Genomic DNA, 20,091 nt, shown 5'->3' on the forward strand with positions numbered 1-20,091 from the left:
GCAGGCTGGCGTGGCCCCGCCAGCCGGCAGCGCATCCGCAAGCCCATTCCCACAACGAAAAAGGGCGGCCCCTTGCGGGACCGCCCCTTTCATCGGGCCACAGGGCCGACCTGTCAGGCGGCCAGCTTGCGCAGCACGTACTGCAGGATGCCGCCGTTCATGAAGTACTCGACTTCGTTGGCGGTATCGATGCGGCACAGCGCCGTGAAGCTGAACTTCGAGCCATCCTTGCGGGTGACTTCGACTTCCACGTCCTGGCGCGGCTGGAGGCTGGCGACACCCTTGATGGTGTAGGTGTCGTCGCCGGTCAGGCCCAGCGAGGTGCGGCTCTCACCGTCCTTGAACTGAAGCGGCAGCACGCCCATGCCGACGAGGTTCGAGCGGTGGATGCGCTCGAAGCTTTCGACGATCACGGCGCGCACGCCGAGCAGGTTGGTGCCCTTCGCCGCCCAGTCGCGCGACGAACCGGTGCCGTATTCCTTGCCCGCGATGACGACCATCGGCGTGCCTTCGGCCTTGTGCTTCATCGCCACGTCATAGACCGCGCCGACTTCATCGCCGAAGCGGCTGAAGCCGCCCTCGGTGCCGGGGACCATCTCGTTCTTGATGCGGATGTTGGCGAAGGTGCCGCGCATCATGACTTCGTGGTGGCCGCGGCGCGCGCCGTAGGAGTTGAAGTCCGCCTTGGCGACCTGGTGCTCCATCAGCCACTGGCCGGCAGGGCTGTCCGCCTTGATCGAACCGGCGGGCGAGATGTGGTCGGTGGTGATCGAATCGCCGAGGATCAGCAGGGGCTTGGCCTCGATGATGTCCGACACCGCGGCCGGGGTCATGGTCATGCCCTCGAAGTACGGCGGGTTGGCGACGTAGGTCGAGCCGGCGCGCCACGAGTAGGTTTCCGAACCCGTGACGTTGATCGCCTGCCAGTGCGCGTCGCCCTTGTAGACGTCGGCATAGCGGGCCTGGAACATGGCGCGGTCCATGCAGCCGGCCATCGTGGTGTAGACTTCCTCGTTGGTCGGCCAGATGTCCTTGAGGAACACTTCCTGGCCGGCCTTCGCCCCGGTGGTCGCAATACCGATCGGCGTGGACACGAAGTCCTCGATCACCGTGCCCTTGAGCGCATAGGCGACGACCAGCGGCGGCGAGGCGAGGAAGTTGGCGCGCACGTCCGGCGAGACGCGGCCTTCGAAGTTACGGTTGCCCGAAATCACCGCCGAAGCGACGAGGCCGTTCTCGTTGATCGCCTTGCTGATCGGATCCGAGAGCGGGCCCGAGTTGCCGATGCAGGTGGTGCAGCCATAGCCGACGAGGTTGAAGCCCACCGCGTCCAGGTGCTCCTGAAGGCCGGCGCGGTTGAAGTAGTCGGTGACGACCTGCGAGCCGGGGGCCAGCGAGGTCTTCACCCACGGCTTGGGCTTGAGGCCCAGCTCGTTGGCCTTCTTGGCGACGAGGCCGGCAGCAACCATCACGCCCGGGTTCGAGGTGTTGGTGCAGCTGGTGATCGCCGCGATCACCACGTCGCCGTCGCCGAGATCGAAGTCCTTGCCTTCGACCGGCACGCGCGCCGGTGTCTTCTTGTAGGTCTGCGCCATGTCGGCGTTGAATACGTCATCCACTTCCGGCAGCGACACACGGTCCTGCGGGCGCTTCGGGCCGGCAAGGCTGGGCACCACGGTCGAAAGATCGAGTTCGAGCGTCGAGGAGAAGATCGGCTCGACCGACGGGTCGATCCAGAAGCCCTGCTCCTTGGCATAGGCTTCGACGAGCGCGATCTGCGCTTCCTCGCGGCCGGTCAGGCGCATGTAGTCCAGCGTCTTTTCGTCGATGCCGAAGAAGCCGCAGGTGGCGCCGTATTCGGGTGCCATGTTGGCCAGCGTGGCGCGGTCAGCCAGCGTCAGCGCGGCAAGGCCCGGACCGAAGTATTCGACGAAGCGGCCGACCACGCCATGCTTGCGCAGCATGTTGGTGCAGGTCAGCACGAGATCGGTAGCGGTCACGCCTTCGCTGAGCTGGCCGGTGAACTTGAAGCCGACCACTTCGGGAACGAGCATCGAGACCGGCTGGCCGAGCATCGCGGCTTCCGCCTCGATGCCGCCCACGCCCCAGCCGAGCACGCCGAGGCCATTGACCATCGTGGTGTGGCTGTCGGTGCCGACGCAGGTGTCGGGATAGGCGACGGTGACGCCGTTCTGGTCGGTGCTGGTCCACACCGCCTGGGCGATGTTCTCAAGGTTGACCTGGTGGCAGATGCCGGTGCCCGGGGGCACGGCGTAGAAGTTGTTGAGCGACTTGGAACCCCACTTGAGGAAGTCGTAGCGTTCCAGGTTGCGCTGGTACTCGATCTCGACGTTCTCCTCGAACGCCTTGGGATGGCCGAATTCATCGACCATGACCGAGTGGTCGATCACGAGGTTCACGGGGACCAGCGGGTTGATCTTGCTGGTATCGCCACCGAGCTTGGCGATGGCATCGCGCATGGCGGCCAGATCGACCACGCAAGGAACGCCGGTGAAGTCCTGCAGCAGCACGCGGGCGGGGCGGTACTGGATTTCGTTGTTCGATGCGGCAGGGTTCTTCTGCCAATCGACGATGCCCTTCACGTCGTCGCTGGAGACGGTGAAGCCGCCATCCTCGAAGCGCAGCAGGTTTTCGAGCAGCACCTTCATCGAGAAGGGGAGCCGCGAAACGTCGCCGAACTTTCCGGCGGCCTTCCTGAGCGAGTAATAGGCATAGTCCTTGCCGCCAACGGTGAGCGTGCTGCGGGTGCCGAGCGAGTCCTGTCCGACCTGGGTCATGCTGTGCGTCTTCCCTCTTAAAGGCATGGCTGCCTACGCCGTCCCGCCCGGGGGAAACGCGCCGTCCGGCGTGGCAATCACGCGGCGGTTCGGCACGCAAACGTTGAGCACGGCAGCCCGAAAAACGCGAGCGCGATGCGCGCTTACGGACCCTTCGTCAAGGCCGCCAAAAGGCTAAATTGCCCGATGGAACGCATTAGGCGTCCATTCATTTCATCCTGTCGGGAGGGGAAGAGGCGAAATTGCCGAAAGGGGGTTCAGGCCATGGGCATCTATCAACCGCGCGCTCGGCGCCATCCGCACATCATTGCCCCGCTGCCGGCCCGGGTGGCCGACCATACCACGACATTGCTGGCGCTGGCGCTCGCCTGCGGCGCGCTGACCGGCGCCGGCTGGGCGATGCTGCGTGCGATGCTCGGCGCGTGAAACCTGACTGTTACATTGCAGCCGGATAATTGAATGGAACTGTAATCTATCTGTCTTATTCTGGCGGGGCCCGATGGGTAGAGGAACAAGAAGAAAGGTCCCGCCATGGTTGATCGCACCGCGCGCCACCGTCGCCACCATCCCTATGATCCCGCGCCGGCACGGCGGCCCGCGCCTTCGCGCGATCGCACCGCGCAGGCGATCGTCGCCGCGATGACGGCCGCGATCGTTGCTGCCGCGCTTTGGTCGTTTCTGCAGGGAAGCATGGCCGGCTGACACCGGCTGTAGCGCGTCCGGGCGGGCGGCTCAGGCCGGTTCGAGGTGCGGTTCGCCGCGCCGCGAAGCGAACAGGCAGCCCGCCACGATCAACGTGACACCGGCGAGCGTCCGCCAGGTCAGCGGCTCGGCAAAGGCGATCCAGCCAACCAAGGCCGCCCAGATGAACGCCGTGTATTCCAGCGGCACCAGCACTTGCGCCTCGGCCCGGGCATAGGCCCAGCCAAGCAGCATCAGCGACGTCGTCGCCAGCACCGCCGCGGCCGCGATCACGCCCCAGGTTGCCGGATCGGGCATCGGCGCCAGCACCAGGGCGCCGGGCGCCAGCAGCACGAAGGCCAGTCCGCTCTGGAAAAAGGCGATCTCCTCCGGGCTGGCGAGCTGTGCCTGCTGGCGCTGAAGCACCAGGTTCCACGCGTAGAGCACCGCCGAGACGAGGATCGCGGCGAGACCCTTCACGCCTTCCGCGCTGTAATCGCCGCCGAACTTGCCCGCCGCGATCACCGCCACGCCCGCCAGCGCAAGAACCGACCCCACCACCGCGCGGCGCCCGACGGTTTCGCCCAGCAGCACGGCGGCGAGATAGAGCGCGAGGAGCGGGGCGATGAACGACAATGCGATCGCCTCTGCAATCGGCGTGCGGACTAGACCGTAGAAGAAAGTCACCGCCATGACGGCCGCGACCGCGCCGCGCAGCAGGTGGACGCGCATCACCGCGCGGCCCGGCCAGCCGCGAGCGCCATCCCGGCGGCGGCTGCGCAGCCACAGCGGCAGCATGAACAGCGCCCCCAGCAGCCCGCGCCAGAACATCGCGCCATAAGGACCGACCGCGATCGAGGCCGCCTTCATCACGCCGTCCATCACGCCAAAGCAGGCAAGGCCCGCAAGCGTGACAAGGATCGGCAGGAGAAGCGAGGGTCTGCTCATCGCCCGGCGGCATAGCCGGGCGCTGTCGCGCAAGAAAGTCTCGGCTGGAACTTGTTGTGGGCGGAACCGGGAAATGCGGTGGGGATTCAGCAATCAGTCAGGCACGCTGCTTGATTGGCAACAGGGCTTGGGGCAGGGAATCACGAGCATGGCGCGGGCCTCACCGCACCACCCGGACGCTCCCGCAGACAGGGATATGACACGATGCGCGTTTTCGATCGGACCAGCCTTTCCGGCCTGCTGGGCGCGAGCCTGCTCGCCGCCACCTCGCTGGCCGGCCCCGCCGATGCGCGCCAGCAGGATGGTCCGGTGGACCTGACCGCCCAGGCCCAGCCTGCCCAGCCGAAGCCGGTGCAGCCGAAGGCGGTGCCTGCGCAGCCGGCCGTGCCCGCGCCCGCGGCGCCCCAGCCGGCAGCAGCGTCCGCCGCACCGGCAGCCGCGGCAACCGCCACGACCGAGGCCGAGCCGGTGATCGAAGCACCCGAAGCGATGCCGGTGGCGCACTGGACCGTTGCCGACGCGCAGACGCTGCTCGCAGCGATCCGGAGCATCGGCGCCGAAGGGCTGTTCGCGCGCGATTATGAACCCGCACCGCTGGCCGCCGCGATCAAGGTCGGCGAAGGTGAAGCGCTCGACCAGCTCGCCAGCCGCCTGTTCGTGTGGCTGGCCGAGGACCTGCGCGACGGGCGCACACCGATGCCCGCGCGCGTGCAGTGGTTCGCCGTCGATCCCGACCAGGACCTCCACCCCAACGCGCAGCTTCTGGCCCAGGCGACCGAGATGCACGACGTGAAGGGCGTGCTGGCCAGCCTGGCGCCGAAGCATCCCGACTACGCGCTGCTCAAGGACATGCTGACCAAGACCAAGGATCCGAAGCAGATCGCGATGATCCGCGCCAACATGGACCGCTGGCGCTGGCTGGCGCAGGATCTTGGCCTGCAATACCTGATGATCAACGTGCCCGAGCAGGAACTGCGCCTGACGGTCAACAACCAGAACATCCGCACCTATCGCGCCATCGTGGGCAAGCCGGGCAAGACCGCCACCCCGCAGCTGGCAGAGCAGGTCAGGAACGTGGTGTTCAACCCGACTTGGACGGTGCCGCAATCGATCGTGAAGGGCGAAGGCCTGGGCGCGCGACTGATCGCCAACCCGAAGCAGGCCGCGCGCGAAGGCTATGTCGCGACCAAGGCGGCGGACGGCACGATCACCGTGGTCCAGCAGCCGGGCGAGAACAACGCGCTCGGCCGGGTCAAGCTCGACATGCCGAACGAGCACGCGATCTACATCCACGACACGCCGAGCCGGGGCCTGTTCGCCCTGCCCACGCGCGCGCTGTCACACGGTTGCATCCGCGCCGAACGCGCAACCGAGCTGGCCATGACCATGGCCATCCTGGGGGCCGAACTGCCGCCGGAAACCGCGGTGGAATACAACCTGTCGGGCAAGTACACCAAGGTGCCGATGGCCAAGCCGTTTCCGGTCTACGTCACCTATTTCACGGTGGCGCGCGACGTGAACGGCATGATGCGCAGCTTTAACGACCTCTACAGCCGCGATGCCCCGGTGATCGCCAGCTTCGCCGCCCCCCGCGAACTGCACACCAGCCAGCGCAAGAGCACCGAGGCGATCATCAAGCTGGACAACCCGCTTTGATGCGTTGATCTGCCGCGCATTGCGCGGCCTTGCTCCGCCCTTGGCGAAAGCCAGGGGCGGGCAACACCAAGCCTCAATAAATCCCCAGCCGGTCCGCGAACAGCAGGCGGCCGCCGGAGAGGTGCCAGAGGGCTTCGTTGAAATCGGCCTCGGCCATGGCGAAGCAACCGTCGCTGCGGCCGAGCTTGCCCCACTTCTCCAGCATGTCCGGGTTGGCGTACCAGGCCGGGTGCAGCACGATCGCGCGGTCGAGCACGTGGGAATTGTCCGGGTCCATGCCGCCAAGGCGGATCGAAGTGCCGTACTTGCCCTTGTACCACTCATAAGTGATGAACCCGCCGCGCGAGGTCGCGAGGCTGCCCGGCTCGTTCGAGAACAGCTTGAGGAAGCCGTCGTGCTCCGGATCGGAGCCCTTGCCGTGGGCGACGAGGAACGAGCGGACCTCGCCCTTTTCGAGATCGGCGAAATGGAGGCGCGGCAGCGACGAGGGCAGCGCGAAATCGGCCACGCCAACGATGTCGGTCCGCCAGAGCGAGGGGCGATATTGCTCCACCCGCGCACGTGCGACATCGAGCACGCGGCGGTGCTGTTCGCTGATCGAATAAGGCTGGGCGAAGACGCGCGCCGGCAGCGCGGCCGCCGCCGCCGTTATTGCCGCGCCTGTCAGCACGGCCCGCCTGTTCATCGCCTTCGTCATCTTCCCGTCCATAGCACGGCCTTTCCTGCCGCGTGGTGAACGTTTGTTCTACACTTTTTCGGCCAGTCTTGCAGCCCCTTCGCCGAGCTGCGCCAGCGCCGTGCCATCGACGCGCATGATGGTCCATTCGTCCATCAGGCGTGCGCCCAGCGCCTTGTAGAAGCCGATCGAAGGCTCGTTCCAGTCGAGCACCGACCATTCCAGCCGCGCGCAGTCGCGTTCCACCGCCAGCGCGGCGAGGTGCGACAGCAGCGCCTTGCCCAGGCCAGAACCACGCGCCTCCGGCCGCACGAACAGGTCTTCCAGGTAGATCCCCGGCTTGCCTTCAAAGGTCGAGAAATTGTGGAAGAACAGTGCGAAGCCCTGGGGCGCGCCGTCGATCTCGCCGATCACGACTTCGGCATAGGGGCGGGCACCGAACAGCTTCTCGCCCAGCACGGCTTCGTCGAAGCGCACTTGGTCGAGCAACTTCTCGTAATCGGCGAGCGCGCGGATCAGGTCGGCGATCAGGCCGACGTCGGCGGGGGTGGCGGGGCGAATGGAAAGCGTCATCGTGTCATCCTCATCCTGATCCGGGGCCACAACATGCCCAGCGCAAGGCCCGCCATGACCAGCGCGAAAGCGGCCAGCTTCCACACTTGCAACGGCTCGCCCAGCAGCAGGGCCGAGGCGCCAAGCCCGAACACCGGCACCATCAGCGCCATCGGCGCAACTTGCGCTGCGGGGTGCCGGCCCAGCAACCAGCCCCACGCGGCATAGCCGAACATCGTGTTGCCGACCGATTGCCACGCCACCGCGCCCCACGTCCAGCCGTCCGCCGCCGCGATCCCCGCCGCCATCGCCTGCGGCCCTTCGAGCAGCAGCGCGAAGGCCAGCAGCGGCGGCACCGCGAACAGCGCCGACCACACGACATAGGCGAGCATGTTAAGCTTGGGATCGGCCTGCCCTGCCCGGCGCGCGACCATGTTGCCGCCCGACCACGACAGCGCCGCGCACAGCACCAGCGCGAGTCCCAGCGGTGTGGCGCTGCCATCGGTGTGCGTCAGGATCACCGCCAGCCCCGCCGTGGCCAGCAGCAGCGCGGCGATCTGGAAGCGAGCCACGCGCTCGCCCGTCAGCCGCATCGACAGGCCGATGGTGAAGAACACCTGCGTCTGCACGACAAGGCTGGCGAGGCCGGGCGTGATCTGCCCGCGCATCGCGGTGAACAGCAGCCCGAACTGCCCCGCCCCGATCAGCACGCCATAGAGGGCCAGGTTGCGCCAGGGCACCTTCGGCCGGGGTAGCACCAGCGCCAGCGGGAAGAACACGAAGACGAAGCGGAGCAGCGCCAGCGTCAGCGGCGGCAGGTGCGCGAGCGCCATCTTGATGACGACGAAATTGGTGCCCCACACCGCCATGATGGCAATGGCGAGCAGCAGGTGGAGAGCCGGCAGGCCGTGGCGCGGGGGCAAGGTTACTCCGCCGGCTCGGTCACGGCCGGCGGTGTGGCGTCCTGGGCCGCCTCGATCTCGGCCACCTTGGCCTCGACCAGCGCGACGATGTGATCGAGCATGTCGGCCGACTGGACGTGATGGTCGGTCACGCCCGAAAGATAGACCATGTGCTTGCCGTTGCCGCCACCGGTCACGCCGATGTCGGTTTCACGCGCCTCGCCGGGGCCGTTGACGACGCAGCCCAGCACCGAGAGCGAGATCGGCGTCTTGATGTGGGTCAGCCGCTTTTCCAGTGCCTCGACCGTGCGGATCACGTCGAAGCCCTGCCGCGCGCACGAGGGGCACGAGACGACGCGAACGCCGCGCGTGCGCAGGCCCAGCGCCTTCAGGATCTCGAAGCCGACGCGCACTTCCTCTTCCGGCTCAGCCGAGAGCGAGACGCGAAGCGTGTCGCCAATGCCCGCCCACAGCATGTTGCCGATGCCGATGGAGGACTTGACCGTGCCGCCGATCAGCCCGCCGGCCTCGGTGATGCCAAGGTGCAAGGGGCAATCGACCGCTTCGGCCAGCCCCATGTAGGCGGAAACGGCCAGGAACACGTCGCTGGCCTTCACCGCCACCTTGTATTCGTGGAAATCGTGGTCCTGCAGCAGCTTGATGTGATCGAGCGCGCTTTCCACCAGCGCCTCGGGGCACGGCTCGCCGTACTTTTCGAGCAGGTCCTTCTCGAGGCTGCCCGCGTTGACGCCGATGCGGATGGCGCAGCCGTTGGCCTTGGCCGCGCGCACCACTTCGGCAACGCGCGCGTTGCTGCCGATATTGCCGGGGTTGATGCGCAGGCAGGCGGCGCCTGCGTCTGCCGCTTCAAGCGCGCGCTTGTAGTGGAAATGGATGTCCGCGATCAGCGGCACGCGCGCGGCCTTCACGATCTGGCGGAAGGCGGCGGTGCTTTCCACGTCGGGGCACGACACGCGGATCAGGTCCGCGCCGGCTTCCTCGCAGCGGCGGATCTGGTCGATCGTCGCCACCGGGTCGGACGTGGGCGTGTTCGTCATGGTCTGGACCGTGATCGGGGCATCGCCGCCGACGGGAACCGTGCCGACCATGATCTGGCGGCTCTTGCGACGCGCGATATCGCGCCAGGGACGGATCGAGGACATGGGGCGCATATAGGGCACCCGGCGCTTGCGCGAAACCCTTACCGGGACGCCCTTAAAGGCGGAGCGAGAAGATCCAGTCCTCGTCGGCCTGTTCGCCCACCATGAAGATCGCTTCGCCCACCTTTTCCATGCCGTAGCGGGCATAGAAACGCTGCGCGTCGGGGTTTTCGCTCCACACGGACAGTTCGATGGCGTCCGCGCCGCGTGCACGCGCCTCGTCCAGCGCCCAGCCCATCAGCCGCGCGCCGTTGCCGCGCCCCAGCCGGTCGGGATCGGTGTAGAGCTGCTTGAGTTCGAGCGGGCGCTGCGCGTCGGTCACGCGCGGCAGGCTGCTGTGGTGGAGCAGCTTGCAGAAGGCCAGCAGGTCGCCCTCCTCCTCGATCACGGCCACCGTCATGCCCGGATCGGCCAGTTCCCCGGCGATCTTTTCCGGCGTGTGGCTGCCATCGAGGAAGGCGGCGAGGTCTTCCGGCCGATAGAGGTGGCCGAACTTGGCGACGAAGGCGCGGCGGCCGAGGTCGGACAGGGCGGCGGCATCGTCGGGGCGGGCAAGGCGCAGAGTCATGCGCCGTTTCCTAATCGCCCTCTGCCGCGCTTGCCAGCCCGGCGTGCGGCCTTACTTGGCCTCGGCGGCCTTCACCTTCCGGTAGGGCACGAACTTGTCCAGCCCCACGAAGCCGCGCCAGAAGCCGCCGCTGCGATCATGCAGGTGGACCGTGTCCACGCTGCACAGCTGCGAGCTGGTCAGCTTGGTCACCAGCACGTCATCCTCATCGAGCGATTCCGCACCCGTGCGCGGGCGCTGCACGTAAAGCGTGCTGCCCGAATCGTAGACGATCGCGGTCTTGTCGATGATGCGGCTCGAACTGATCGTGGGCATGGAAATGCAATCGACCGGTTCGCCCGCGACGCGCCCTTCCAGCATCTTGGCCAGCTGCTGCTCGCCGGTGAGGCGGGGCTTCGCGTGCGCGGTGCCGCCCGCCAGAACCATCGCGCCTGCCGCAAGGGCAAGCCCCGTCATGCGTGCCGTCTTCGCCATGATTCGTTGTCCTTCGAAATTCGATCTGCGATCGATACCTCACCCCGGCTGAACCGGCGCTGACCGGCCCTGCCGGTCATTCAACGCGCGCCCCCGCCCGATCCTTCGCCGCGCACCAGCCGCTCCCACGCCGCATCGTCCGGCTCGGCGGAAAACGCGGGAACGCCGGGAGGCAGGACGATCCACGGCTGCTTGTGGCGGGTCCAGATATGGAACGCGGGCACGACGCCGGCGCTGTCGTCGCGCGTGCCGGTACGGATCGTGGGCAGCGCGGGCCGGCGATCGCTTACGGTGTAGAGCCGCGTCAGGCACAGGGGGCAGGCATGGTGCGTCACGCGCGCGCCGCTGACCGACAGCACCGTGCCGGAGATCGTATCGCCATCGACCACAAGGCCCGCTGCGGGCACCTGCTGGTTCAGCGCGAAGGAGGATCCCTGCCGCGTCTGGCAGCCGGTGCAGTGGCAGGCATAAGGCAGGAAGCCGCCGTCGGTGGCGGTATAGCGGACCGCGCCGCAGCCACAGCCACCGGCGATGATATCGCCCGCCGCCACGGCCGCGATCAGGCGGTGCCGCCCACGGTCAGCCCTTCGACCAGCAGCGTCGGCTGGCCGACGCCGGCGGGCACCGACTGCCCACCCTTGCCGCAGATGCCCACGCCTTCGTCCAGCGCCATGTCGTTGCCGATGCCGGTGACGCGCGTCAGCACGGTGGGACCATCGCCGATCAGCGTGGCGCCCTTGATCGGCGCGCCCAGCTTGCCGTTCTCGACCCGGTAGGCCTCGGTGCAGGAGAACACGAACTTGCCGCTGGTGATATCCACCTGCCCGCCGCCGAAGCTCTTGGCGTAGATGCCGTTCTTCACCCGGCTGAGCAGTTCGGCCGGATCGTCGTTGCCCCCGCGCATGAAAGTGTTGGTCATCCGCGGCATCGGCGCATGGGCATAGCTTTCGCGGCGGCCGTTGCCGGTCGGCTCCACGCCCATCAGGCGCGCGTTGAGCCGGTCCTGGATGTAGCCCTTGAGGATGCCGTCCTCGATCAGGATGTTCTCCTGCGTGGGCGTGCCTTCATCGTCGATCGAGAGCGAGCCGCGCCGGCCCTGCCCCCCGGTGCCGAGCAGCGAGCCGTCGTCGATCACGGTCACGCCCGGCGCGGCGACGCGCTGGCCGATGCGGCCCGAGAAGGCGCTGGTGCCCTTGCGGTTGAAATCGCCCTCCAGCCCGTGGCCCACCGCTTCGTGCAGCAGCACGCCCGGCCAGCCGGGGCCGACCAGCACGGTCATCTCGCCCGCCGGGGCGGCCACCGATTCGAGATTGACCAGCGCCTGTTCCAGCGCGTGGTCGATCGCGCGGTTCCATGTTTCGGGCAGGAACAGGTCGTCATAGAGGCGCCGCCCGCCAATGCCGAAGCTGCCCGTCTCACGCCGGCCGTTCTGCTCGGCCACGATCGAGACGTTGAGCCGCACCAGTGGCCGCACGTCGTGCGCGACGAAACCGTCGGCGCGCACGATCTCGACCACCGACCACGTGCCCGACAGCGAGGCCGACACCTGCGCCACGCGCGGATCGCGGGCGCGGGCAGCGGCGTCGATGGATTCGAGCAGCTTGACCTTGGCCTCGAACGGCACCGCATCGAGCGGCGAGGCATCGGTATAGAGATGGCGGTTGTTGCGGCGCGGCGGGGGCGCGGGCTGGCCCTTGGCCGGATCGAGCAGCTTCAGCGTCTCGCCGGCGCGCGCGATGGCGGCCGCTGACATCTCGTTGGCATGGGCGAAGCCGGTCATTTCTCCCGAAACGCCGCGAAGGCCGAAGCCCGCATCGCGCGAATAATCGGCCATCTTGAGCCGGCCATCGTCGAAGCCGAAGCTCTCGGAAGCGATGAACTGGAGGTAAAGCTCGCCGTCGTCGCAGGCCTTCAACGCATCGCGCGTCAGGCGCAGGGCGTCGTCGGGCGTCAGCAGGCCGGGGCGGTAGAGCAGCGAGCGGGGGTTGGTGAGATCGGTCATCGCCTCCCGATATAGGAAGGCGCGCCGCGCTGCGCTACTGGAACCGGAGGGTTATTGGGCTGCGGTGTCCGCAGGGCCGCCCTTCAGCACGAAGCGGCGGTCGCAATAGCCGCATTCGGCATAGCCCTTTTCGTCGATTTCCATCCACACGCGGGGATGGCCAAGCGCGCTGCCGCCGCGAATGTCGGTGGCGCCGTCGCACCAGACGCGGGCGGAGTCGGTGAGGGTCGTCTCGGGTGCCTTGATCATGGGCAGTGCCGCTAGCAAAACCGGCGCGCGCGGACAAGCGCGCGGATGGTCTTCGGGCGCCCTCGATAGCGACCCTCGAGAGCAGGGTTGCCGATGCCCCTTTACCTCGCCTTCGTCCGGGGGCAGGGATGGCGGCATGACTTCCCAGCCCGCCATCATGATCCGCGATCTCGTCAAGCGTTACGCCCCCGCAGGCAAGGCGCCCGGCAAACTGGCCCTGGACGGCGTCAGCTTCGACGTGCCGCAGGGCCAGATCTTCGGCCTGCTCGGCCCGAACGGCGCGGGCAAGTCCACCCTGATCAACACGCTGGCCGGGCTGGTGATGAAAACCTCGGGCCAGGTCGAGATCTGGGGCCACGACATCGACCGCGACACGCGCAACGCCAAGGCTTCCATCGGCATCGTGCCGCAGGAAATCGTGTTCGATCCCTTCTTCACCCCTCTGGAAGTGCTTGGCATCCAGGCGGGGCTGTACGGCGTGCCCAAGGCCGCGCGCCGCTCCATGGAGCTGCTGCGCTCGGTCCATCTGGCCGACAAGGCCGATGCCTATGCCCGCTCGCTGTCGGGCGGCATGAAGCGCCGCCTGCTGGTGGCCAAGGCCATGGTCCACGCCCCGCCCGTGCTGGTGCTGGACGAGCCGACCGCCGGCGTCGACGTGGAGCTGCGCCGCCAGCTGTGGGAACTGGTGGTGCGGCTGAACAAGGAGGACGGCGTTACCGTGGTCCTCACCACGCACTACCTCGAAGAAGCCGAGGAACTGTGCGACCAGATCGCCATCATCAACCACGGCAAGCTGATCGCCAACAAGCCGACGCGCGAACTGGTCGACATGGCGCGCGAGAAGATCGTGGTGCTGACGCTGGACCGCGACGTGACCGCGCCGCCGCAGCATCCCGCTTTCCTGAAAAGCATCGTTTCCGCCGAGCGGCAGGTCGAGATCACCTATGACAAGGACCGCATGAACGCCGGGCAGGTGCTCGCGCTCGTGCAGGACCAGGGTTACGCCATCATCGACGTATCCACGCGCGAGGCGGATCTGGAAGATGTGTTCGTGCGGCTGACCACCAGCGCGGCTGCCTGATCCGCCGCCGTCAGACCGACTTCTGCGACTTTCGCGCACCGCCCTGGTGGGCACGCCAGCCGCCACGCGGCTGGCGGCGCACAGTGGCTTCGCAGTGGCGGCAATCCGAGATGTAGTTGAAGCCGTCCCATTCGATGCGGTCCCGCCTTGGGCGGTGACGGTTGAACAGACAGAGCAGCCGGCCAAACATGATGTCGCCATCCCGTAAACATTGGAGCGGATTACGTATTTCTACCATGCTGCAAGTGCGAAGCCTAATTAAATTAATGAAAGATAGTTTTCATAATTAACTCTTGGTAGTCAGCCAATCCGGCTTTCCAAACCGGGTCGCGGAGGGCAAAGGAACAGCACGGACCCCGGTCCGTTCCATCAACGATAGCCCCTTTCGGGAGCCGCGCAGGTTGACCCAACACGACGTTCTCATCGTCGGCTCCGGCGCTGCCGGGCTGACCGCCGCCCTCGTCCTTGCCGAACGCTGCAAGGTGCTGGTCCTCGCCAAGGGAGCGCTCGATGGCGGCTCCACCAACTGGGCGCAGGGCGGTATCGCCGCGGTACTCGACGAAGGTGACACCTTCGAGAACCATATTCACGACACGATGATCGCCGGCGCGGGCCTCAATCGGCGCGAGACGGTGGAGTTCGTGGTCGAGCACGCGCCCGAGGCAATCCGCCGCCTGATCGCGCTGGGCGTGCCGTTCAATGCCGAGCAGGGCTCGCTCCATCTGACCCGCGAAGGCGGGCATTCGCACCGCCGCATCGTCCATGTCGACGATGCCACCGGGGCCGCGGTGCAGAAGGCGCTGCTCAAGGCCGCTCACGACAGCCCCAATATCACCCTGCTGCCCGGCCAGACCTGCATCGACCTCATCACCGGACGGCACGAGGCGGCGCGCTATTGCGGCTCGGGCCGCGTCTGGGGCGTCTATGCGCTCGACGAAGCGACCGGCAAGGTCGAGGCCCACACCGCCCGCGCCACGATCCTCGCCACCGGCGGCGCGGGGCGCGTCTACCAGTTCAGCACCGCGCCGCGCGGCGCCACCGGCGACGGCATTGCCATGGCCTGGCGTGCGGGCGCGCGCGTCTCCAACATGGAGATGATGCAGTTCCACCCGACCTGCCTCTACAACCTGGAGGTCAAGAACTTCCTCATCACCGAGGCGGTGCGCGGCGAAGGCGGGCGGCTGATCAACCCGCGCAGCGGCAAGCGCTTCATGGAATTCTACGACGACCGGCTCGAACTCGCCCCGCGCGACATCGTGGCCCGCGCGATCGATTCCGAGATCAAGAAGTTCGGCCTCGATTTCGTCCATCTCGACATCAGCCATATGCCGGCCGAGTTCGTCCGCGGGCATTTCCCCAACATCTACGAACGCCTGCTGGGCCTTGGCATCGACATGACCCGGCAGCCGATCCCGGTGGTGCCCGCGCAGCACTATACCTGCGGCGGCGTGCTGATCGACATCGACGGGCGCACCGACCTGCCCGGCCTCTATGCAGCCGGCGAATGCACCGAGAGCGGGCTGCACGGCGCCAACCGGCTTGCCTCGAACTCGCTGCTCGAATGCTTCGTGTTCGGCGACCTTGCCGCGCGCGACATCCTGGCCCGGTGGGACAGCTTCGAGACTCCGCCGGCAGTGCGGCCGTGGGACGAAAGCCGCGTGACCGAGGCCGACGAAGAAGTGGTCATCAAGCAGAACTGGACCGAGATCCGCCGCTTCATGTGGAACTATGTCGGCATCGTGCGGACCAACAAGCGGCTCGAACGCGCCGCGCACCGCATCAAGCTGCTGTTCGACGAAGTGAACGACTACTACGGCCACTTCCGCGTCTCGACCGACCTGATCGAGCTGCGCAACCTGCTGCAGAGCGCCGAACTGATCGTCCGCTCGGCACAGGCCCGGCACGAGAGCCGGGGGCTGCACTACAACCTCGATTACCCGCAGACCGACGCGGTGGCGCGCGACACCATCCTGGTGCCCTGACGGGCGGCTTGCGGGGCGCAGCCAGCCTGCGGCGTGGGCCAGCCCGCGGGGTTGGGATTGCCGGGGCCAGCGCCCCGGCAGCGCTCAGAAGTGCCGGCCGAGGAAGATCAGCACCATCGCGCCGATCACCGAGGCGATGCAACCGGCGCGGCTGAAGCCTTCGCTCCAGGGCCGTCCGTCACGCCAGCTCGCAGCGAGGCCGGCCACCAGCGAGCCGCCGATGCCCAGCAGGATCGTGCGCCCCAGCCCCATGTCGATCGGGCCGGGATAGAGCACCTGCGCGGCGAAGCCGACCAGCAGGCCCGAAAGCAGGATCGAGATGAGGTTCAGCACGCAAAGCACTCCATTCCTGTGGACACCCCGTCAGACGCCGGTTGACCCGTTCTTGTCCACAATTTGCTGACCGACACCAAAAAAATTCCGACGGGTGCCATTTGCCTCTTGAAAGGTCGCTCGCCTCACGCGTCGCTGCACTGCAGCATAGCTGTCATGACGACGAAACGAATCGTACGTGCGACAAACCGAATCGGGGTCAGGGCCTTTACCCCCTTGTGTCTGAAAGTGGTTGAGGCACTATGGATTGTGGTTGGGCCGATGGGGGACCTCTAGACCTAGTTTGGAGCATCTGCGCACCGCAAGGGGCGCAGCGATGGAATCCGCTCTTTGGCGGCCCATCGCCACATTGGCTGAAAACCTTGTCCGGAAGCGGTTGAGCAGGAATTATGTTCCCCTCCTGTTCCGGGCAATGTAGGATCAGGGCGCGTTCCTGATTCGAAGACAAGGCGGAACGCCGGGCTTTCCGCCCGGCATCGTGGTCATGGATTTGAACAGCCCTCCCGCGCCCGGCGCGAAGGGCCGCAAGACGGGGATTGCACGTGGATTTCAGGACTGGGGACGGCTCCGTGGCGGCACAGGACGAACTGGGTCTCGAAGGCGGCACCGCCGCGCTCGACCCGAACGAGGCGGCAACGCCGGAAACGAAGGCGATCGACATGAACGCGAAGGATCTGGGCAGCGAAACCCTGCTGGCGGCCGGCATGGCTGCGGCAGCTTCCGCCATCACGTCCGCCGCCGCTGCGCCGCAGGACGATTCCAAGACGGTTCACCCGCGCCGCTTCAAGATCGTGACCGACGCGGCGCGTGACGCGCTGCTGACCGCCTTCGGCAAGGACACGCTCGACGACCGCTACCTGCTTCCGGGCGAAAACTTCCAGGACCTCTTCGCGCGCGTGGCCGATGCCTACGCCGACGATCAGGACCACGCCCAGCGGCTCTACGACTACATCTCGAAGCTGTGGTTCATGCCCGCCACCCCCGTGCTGTCGAACGGCGGCACCGGTCGCGGCCTGCCGATCTCGTGCTACCTGAACTCGGTGGACGACAGCTTGGAAGGCATCGTCAACACCTGGAACGAGAACGTCTGGCTGGCCAGCCGCGGCGGCGGCATCGGCACTTATTGGGGCCAGGTGCGCGGCATCGGTGAATCGGTCGGCCTCAACGGCAAGACCAGCGGCATCATCCCGTTCGTCCGCGTGATGGACAGCCTTACGCTGGCGATCTCGCAGGGCTCGCTGCGGCGCGGCTCGGCCGCCTGCTATCTCGACGTCTCGCACCCGGAAATCGAGGAGTTCCTCGAAATCCGCAAGCCGTCGGGCGATTTCAACCGCAAGGCGCTGAACCTCCACCACGGCGTGCTGCTGACCGACGATTTCATGGAAGCCGTGCGCGACGGCGCCGAGTTCGAGCTGAAGAGCCCGAAGGACGGTTCGGTGCGCGGCAAGGTCGATGCCCGCTCGCTGTTCCAGAAGCTGGTCGAAACCCGCCTCGCCACGGGCGAGCCCTACATCGTGTTCTCCGACACGGTGAACCGCACGATGCCCAAGCATCACCGCGACCTGGGGCTGAAGGTCTCGACCTCGAACCTCTGCTCGGAAATCACGCTGCCCACCGGCCGCGACCACCTCGGCAACGACCGGACGGCGGTCTGCTGCCTCTCCTCGCTCAACCTTGAAACCTGGGACGAGTGGAACGCCGACAAGCTCTTCATCGAGGACGTGCTGCGCTTCCTCGACAACGTGCTGCAGGACTACATCAACCGCGCGCCCGACGAGATGGCCCGCGCCAAGTATTCCGCCGCGCGCGAACGCTCGGTCGGCATGGGCGTGATGGGCTTCCACTCCTTCCTCCAGCGCAAGGGCATCGCCTTTGAAAGCGCGATGGCCAAGGCGTGGAACCTCAAGATGTTCAAGCACGTCGCCGCCAAGGCCGACGAGGCCTCGCTGCTGCTCGCGCAGGAACGCGGCCCCTGCCCCGATGCGGCGGACATGGGCGTGATGCAGCGCTTCTCGTGCAAGATGGCGATCGCGCCCACCGCGTCGATCTCGATCATCTGCGGCGGCACTTCGGCCTGCATCGAGCCGATCCCGGCGAACATCTATACGCACAAGACGCTGTCGGGCTCGTTCGTGGTGAAGAACGAATACCTCGAAAAGCTGCTCAAGCTGAAGTCGAAGGATTCTACCAACGTGTGGAACTCGATCCTCGAGCGCGGCGGGTCGGTCCAGCACCTCGACTTCCTCAGCCCCGAGGAAAAGGCGGTGTTCAAGACCAGCTTCGAGATCGACCAGCGCTGGCTGCTCGAATTCGCGGCCGACCGCACGCCCTATATCGACCAGGCGCAGTCGCTGAACCTCTACATCCCGGCCGACGTCGACAAGTGGGACCTGCTGATGCTCCACTTCCAGGCGTGGGAAAAGGGTATCAAGAGCCTTTACTACCTGCGCTCGAAGTCGGTGCAGCGCGCGGGCTTCGCCGGCGGGGTGGAGGCGGACAACACCGCCAGCGCCCCGGTGATCGAACTGGCCGCCAGCCCGACGGACTACGAGGAATGCCTCGCCTGCCAGTAAGCGGCAGCCGGCCTTCCCGGCCGGTGGCGGCGTTCACGCGCCGCGCCGGCCTGCTTTCTGACAAGACTCTCCGCCCGGCGTGCCCTTGCGCACGCCCCATCCCGTTCGCGTGCGCAGGCCCTGCATGACCGCCGTCGTCCCGTCAGCGCCGTTACACACCGCGACACTTCGCGGCTTGCTGCTGTGCGTTACAATCGGCGACAAGGCCCCCGCTTGCTTGATCCCGGCAAGCGTGGCAACCGCTGCGAACAATTCGCATTATCAAAGAGGATCGTTTCATGCGCAAGTGGCACCGCTGGCTCTCGGTGTTCTTTTCCGTGTTCCTGCTGTGGATCGCGGTGACGGGCGTGCTCAGCCAGGTCGTTCCGCTGCTGGGCGGGGGCGAAAAGCCCAAGGCCGCGCAAGCGGAAGGCAAGCCCGCGTTTGCCTGCCCGCCGGACTACATCTGCCGTCCCAAGCCCAAGCCGGGCGACCCGCGCGCGCTGGTCGGCACGCTGCACCATCTCCATTCGGGCGAAAGCTTCGGACCGCTGGGCGTGGTGATCGCCACCCTCTCGGGCTTTGCAATGGTGTTCTTCAGCTTCTCGGGCCTGTGGCTCTACATCTCGATGTGGCGCAACCGCGCCAGCCGCAAGCTCAAGCCCGGCTGGTTCTGGAAGTAGAAAGGTTCTGGTCTGCTGCGCCCCTGACACCCGTCAGGGGCCACGCACAGAAAAACGCCCCGTCTTGCGACGAGGCGTCTTCCGGCCCAGCCATGTACGACGTGGCGCGGCCTGGCTCCGAGGGGGTCAGAGCGTTGCGCCGGGCGGCGGGGACTGGCGCCCCCGCCCAGCCCTTATTCTTCTTCCTCCATGCCGTAGGCGACATCGCCGTTGGCCGAGAGGCGCACCTTGTCGCTCTCGATTTCGGCAACGAGGCCGAGCGAAATGTAGTGGTGGTGGCCCTGGTGGCTGCCCACGCCGCTATCAGCACGGGTCAGCTTGATGCGGCGGCCGTCCACGTGGTCGACCGTGCCGACATGAACCCCGTCCGCGCCGATCACTTCCATGTGCTCGCGAATTTGGCTGGCCACGTCTCCGCCGCCCATCTGGCCGCTCGCACCGCTCTGGAACTGGCTCTGCTGGCCGGCGCCCGTCTGGTCGCCCGAATTGCGTTCATGATCTCCGCTCACGGCAGGTCTCCTTGGATTGGGAATTGCGGCACAGCCTCTCCGGCCGCCGCCCATGCCCTTCCAATGCCTGCTGCGATCGCACGTTCCCGCACGGGGGAAAGCATCGTCGGCCCTGCGCCGATATGCGCCCTACGGACGCCGAAGCGCGCGCCTGCACGCCTTCGCTCAAGCTGGCGACAACGCGGTGGAAAACCGCCCCCGATGCGCCGGGTTGCCCCTGCGCCCGCTTTCGCCGGCGCCCCCCGATCCCTACATTCGTTTACCTGATTCACGAGGACCCTCAGC

Annotated in this window: 20 protein-coding genes; 7 read left to right on the forward strand and 13 right to left on the reverse strand. The window is 66.9% G+C overall.

Annotation, left to right across the window (positions count from 1 at the left end; genetic code table 11):
- Positions 1-113: 113 nt before the first annotated feature.
- Positions 114-2,798, reverse strand: coding sequence for an aconitate hydratase AcnA (gene acnA, locus OLX02_RS04090; RefSeq protein ID WP_264420471.1), 2,685 nt, complete (start codon positions 2,796-2,798; stop codon positions 114-116).
- Positions 2,799-3,062: 264 nt separating this feature from the next.
- Between acnA and OLX02_RS04095 the strand changes: the two genes are divergently transcribed.
- Together OLX02_RS04095 and OLX02_RS04100 are read left to right on the forward strand one after the other, a co-directional pair.
- Positions 3,063-3,224, forward strand: coding sequence for a hypothetical protein (locus OLX02_RS04095; RefSeq protein ID WP_264420474.1), 162 nt, complete (start codon positions 3,063-3,065; stop codon positions 3,222-3,224).
- A 105-nt stretch (positions 3,225-3,329) separates the two neighbouring features.
- A complete protein-coding gene (locus OLX02_RS04100; RefSeq protein ID WP_264420476.1) occupies positions 3,330-3,500 on the forward strand; it encodes a hypothetical protein in 171 nt (56 codons plus the stop codon).
- 30 nt (positions 3,501-3,530) lie between these two features.
- Here the strand turns inward: OLX02_RS04100 and OLX02_RS04105 are convergent, their stop codons facing one another.
- Positions 3,531-4,427 (reverse strand): DMT family transporter, encoded by an 897-nt coding sequence (locus OLX02_RS04105; RefSeq protein WP_264420478.1) that lies wholly within the window; start codon positions 4,425-4,427, stop codon positions 3,531-3,533.
- A 204-nt stretch (positions 4,428-4,631) separates the two neighbouring features.
- Between OLX02_RS04105 and OLX02_RS04110 the strand changes: the two genes are divergently transcribed.
- Positions 4,632-6,083: a L,D-transpeptidase family protein gene (locus OLX02_RS04110; protein WP_264420479.1), complete on the forward strand. Its 1,452-nt coding sequence runs from the start codon at positions 4,632-4,634 to the stop codon at positions 6,081-6,083.
- 73 nt (positions 6,084-6,156) lie between these two features.
- On the opposite strand, the gene OLX02_RS04115 is transcribed toward OLX02_RS04110, so the two are convergent.
- From OLX02_RS04115 to OLX02_RS04155, 9 genes are all read right to left on the reverse strand, one after another.
- Positions 6,157-6,792 carry a murein L,D-transpeptidase catalytic domain family protein gene (locus tag OLX02_RS04115; RefSeq protein WP_264420480.1) on the reverse strand — a complete coding sequence of 212 codons (636 nt, stop codon included), beginning with the start codon at positions 6,790-6,792 and terminating at the stop codon, positions 6,157-6,159.
- Between the two features lie 36 nt (positions 6,793-6,828).
- Positions 6,829-7,332, reverse strand: coding sequence for a GNAT family N-acetyltransferase (locus OLX02_RS04120; protein ID WP_264420481.1), 504 nt, complete (start codon positions 7,330-7,332; stop codon positions 6,829-6,831).
- A complete protein-coding gene (locus OLX02_RS04125; protein WP_264420483.1) occupies positions 7,329-8,234 on the reverse strand; it encodes an EamA family transporter in 906 nt (301 codons plus the stop codon). The genes OLX02_RS04120 and OLX02_RS04125 overlap by 4 nt, the downstream gene beginning before the upstream one ends.
- Before the next feature lie 2 nt (positions 8,235-8,236).
- Positions 8,237-9,376 carry a flavodoxin-dependent (E)-4-hydroxy-3-methylbut-2-enyl-diphosphate synthase gene (ispG, locus tag OLX02_RS04130; RefSeq protein ID WP_264421158.1) on the reverse strand — a complete coding sequence of 380 codons (1,140 nt, stop codon included), beginning with the start codon at positions 9,374-9,376 and terminating at the stop codon, positions 8,237-8,239.
- 52 nt (positions 9,377-9,428) lie between these two features.
- Positions 9,429-9,941, reverse strand: coding sequence for a GNAT family N-acetyltransferase (locus OLX02_RS04135; protein WP_264420486.1), 513 nt, complete (start codon positions 9,939-9,941; stop codon positions 9,429-9,431).
- Between the two features lie 51 nt (positions 9,942-9,992).
- Complete coding sequence (locus OLX02_RS04140) at positions 9,993-10,415, reverse strand: hypothetical protein (RefSeq protein WP_264420488.1); 423 nt, start codon at positions 10,413-10,415, stop codon at positions 9,993-9,995.
- Positions 10,416-10,495: 80 nt separating this feature from the next.
- Positions 10,496-10,966 carry a GFA family protein gene (locus OLX02_RS04145; protein ID WP_264420490.1) on the reverse strand — a complete coding sequence of 157 codons (471 nt, stop codon included), beginning with the start codon at positions 10,964-10,966 and terminating at the stop codon, positions 10,496-10,498.
- Between the two features lie 8 nt (positions 10,967-10,974).
- Positions 10,975-12,417 carry a metalloprotease TldD gene (tldD, locus tag OLX02_RS04150; RefSeq protein ID WP_264420492.1) on the reverse strand — a complete coding sequence of 481 codons (1,443 nt, stop codon included), beginning with the start codon at positions 12,415-12,417 and terminating at the stop codon, positions 10,975-10,977.
- Between the two features lie 51 nt (positions 12,418-12,468).
- Complete coding sequence (locus tag OLX02_RS04155; protein ID WP_264420494.1) at positions 12,469-12,666, reverse strand: zinc-finger domain-containing protein; 198 nt, start codon at positions 12,664-12,666, stop codon at positions 12,469-12,471.
- 136 nt (positions 12,667-12,802) lie between these two features.
- On the opposite strand from OLX02_RS04155, the gene OLX02_RS04160 reads away from it, so the two are divergent.
- Both OLX02_RS04160 and nadB read left to right on the forward strand, forming a co-directional pair.
- A complete protein-coding gene (locus tag OLX02_RS04160; RefSeq protein WP_264420496.1) occupies positions 12,803-13,747 on the forward strand; it encodes an ABC transporter ATP-binding protein in 945 nt (314 codons plus the stop codon).
- A 401-nt stretch (positions 13,748-14,148) separates the two neighbouring features.
- Positions 14,149-15,729, forward strand: a complete 1,581-nt coding sequence (nadB, locus tag OLX02_RS04165; protein ID WP_264420498.1) for an L-aspartate oxidase — start codon at positions 14,149-14,151, stop codon at positions 15,727-15,729.
- 84 nt (positions 15,730-15,813) lie between these two features.
- Here nadB and OLX02_RS04170 read toward each other — a convergent pair whose 3' ends face one another.
- Entirely contained in the window at positions 15,814-16,062 is a 249-nt protein-coding gene (locus tag OLX02_RS04170) for a GlsB/YeaQ/YmgE family stress response membrane protein (RefSeq protein WP_264420500.1), read from the reverse strand.
- Positions 16,063-16,604: 542 nt separating this feature from the next.
- Between OLX02_RS04170 and OLX02_RS04175 the strand changes: the two genes are divergently transcribed.
- Both OLX02_RS04175 and OLX02_RS04180 read left to right on the forward strand, forming a co-directional pair.
- The gene (locus OLX02_RS04175; protein WP_413630058.1) at positions 16,605-18,635 is read left to right on the forward strand and encodes a ribonucleoside-diphosphate reductase subunit alpha; all 2,031 of its coding nucleotides are present in this window, start codon (positions 16,605-16,607) and stop codon (positions 18,633-18,635) included.
- 251 nt (positions 18,636-18,886) lie between these two features.
- Entirely contained in the window at positions 18,887-19,297 is a 411-nt protein-coding gene (locus OLX02_RS04180; protein WP_413630084.1) for a PepSY domain-containing protein, read from the forward strand.
- 173 nt (positions 19,298-19,470) lie between these two features.
- On the opposite strand, the gene OLX02_RS04185 is transcribed toward OLX02_RS04180, so the two are convergent.
- The gene (locus OLX02_RS04185) at positions 19,471-19,722 is read right to left on the reverse strand and encodes a DUF2171 domain-containing protein (protein WP_264421160.1); all 252 of its coding nucleotides are present in this window, start codon (positions 19,720-19,722) and stop codon (positions 19,471-19,473) included.
- Between the last annotated feature and the right edge of the window lie 369 nt (positions 19,723-20,091).

Source organism: Novosphingobium sp. KCTC 2891 (assembly GCF_025938155.1).
GTDB lineage: Bacteria > Pseudomonadota > Alphaproteobacteria > Sphingomonadales > Sphingomonadaceae > Novosphingobium.

Bases quoted from the DNA above. Each gene is read 5' to 3' on its own strand.
- acnA (WP_264420471.1), bottom strand. From the start codon at position 2,798: ATGACCCAGGTCGGACAGGACTCGCTCGGCACCCGCAGCACGCTCACC.
- OLX02_RS04095 (WP_264420474.1), top strand. From the start codon at position 3,063: ATGGGCATCTATCAACCGCGCGCTCGGCGCCATCCGCACATCATTGCC.
- OLX02_RS04100 (WP_264420476.1), top strand. From the start codon at position 3,330: ATGGTTGATCGCACCGCGCGCCACCGTCGCCACCATCCCTATGATCCC.
- OLX02_RS04105 (WP_264420478.1), bottom strand. From the start codon at position 4,427: ATGAGCAGACCCTCGCTTCTCCTGCCGATCCTTGTCACGCTTGCGGGC.
- OLX02_RS04110 (WP_264420479.1), top strand. From the start codon at position 4,632: ATGCGCGTTTTCGATCGGACCAGCCTTTCCGGCCTGCTGGGCGCGAGC.
- OLX02_RS04115 (WP_264420480.1), bottom strand. From the start codon at position 6,792: ATGGACGGGAAGATGACGAAGGCGATGAACAGGCGGGCCGTGCTGACA.
- OLX02_RS04120 (WP_264420481.1), bottom strand. From the start codon at position 7,332: ATGACGCTTTCCATTCGCCCCGCCACCCCCGCCGACGTCGGCCTGATC.
- ispG (WP_264421158.1), bottom strand. From the start codon at position 9,376: ATGTCCTCGATCCGTCCCTGGCGCGATATCGCGCGTCGCAAGAGCCGC.
- OLX02_RS04135 (WP_264420486.1), bottom strand. From the start codon at position 9,941: ATGACTCTGCGCCTTGCCCGCCCCGACGATGCCGCCGCCCTGTCCGAC.
- OLX02_RS04140 (WP_264420488.1), bottom strand. From the start codon at position 10,415: ATGGCGAAGACGGCACGCATGACGGGGCTTGCCCTTGCGGCAGGCGCG.
- tldD (WP_264420492.1), bottom strand. From the start codon at position 12,417: ATGACCGATCTCACCAACCCCCGCTCGCTGCTCTACCGCCCCGGCCTG.
- OLX02_RS04155 (WP_264420494.1), bottom strand. From the start codon at position 12,666: ATGATCAAGGCACCCGAGACGACCCTCACCGACTCCGCCCGCGTCTGG.
- OLX02_RS04160 (WP_264420496.1), top strand. From the start codon at position 12,803: ATGACTTCCCAGCCCGCCATCATGATCCGCGATCTCGTCAAGCGTTAC.
- OLX02_RS04185 (WP_264421160.1), bottom strand. From the start codon at position 19,722: ATGGGCGGCGGAGACGTGGCCAGCCAAATTCGCGAGCACATGGAAGTG.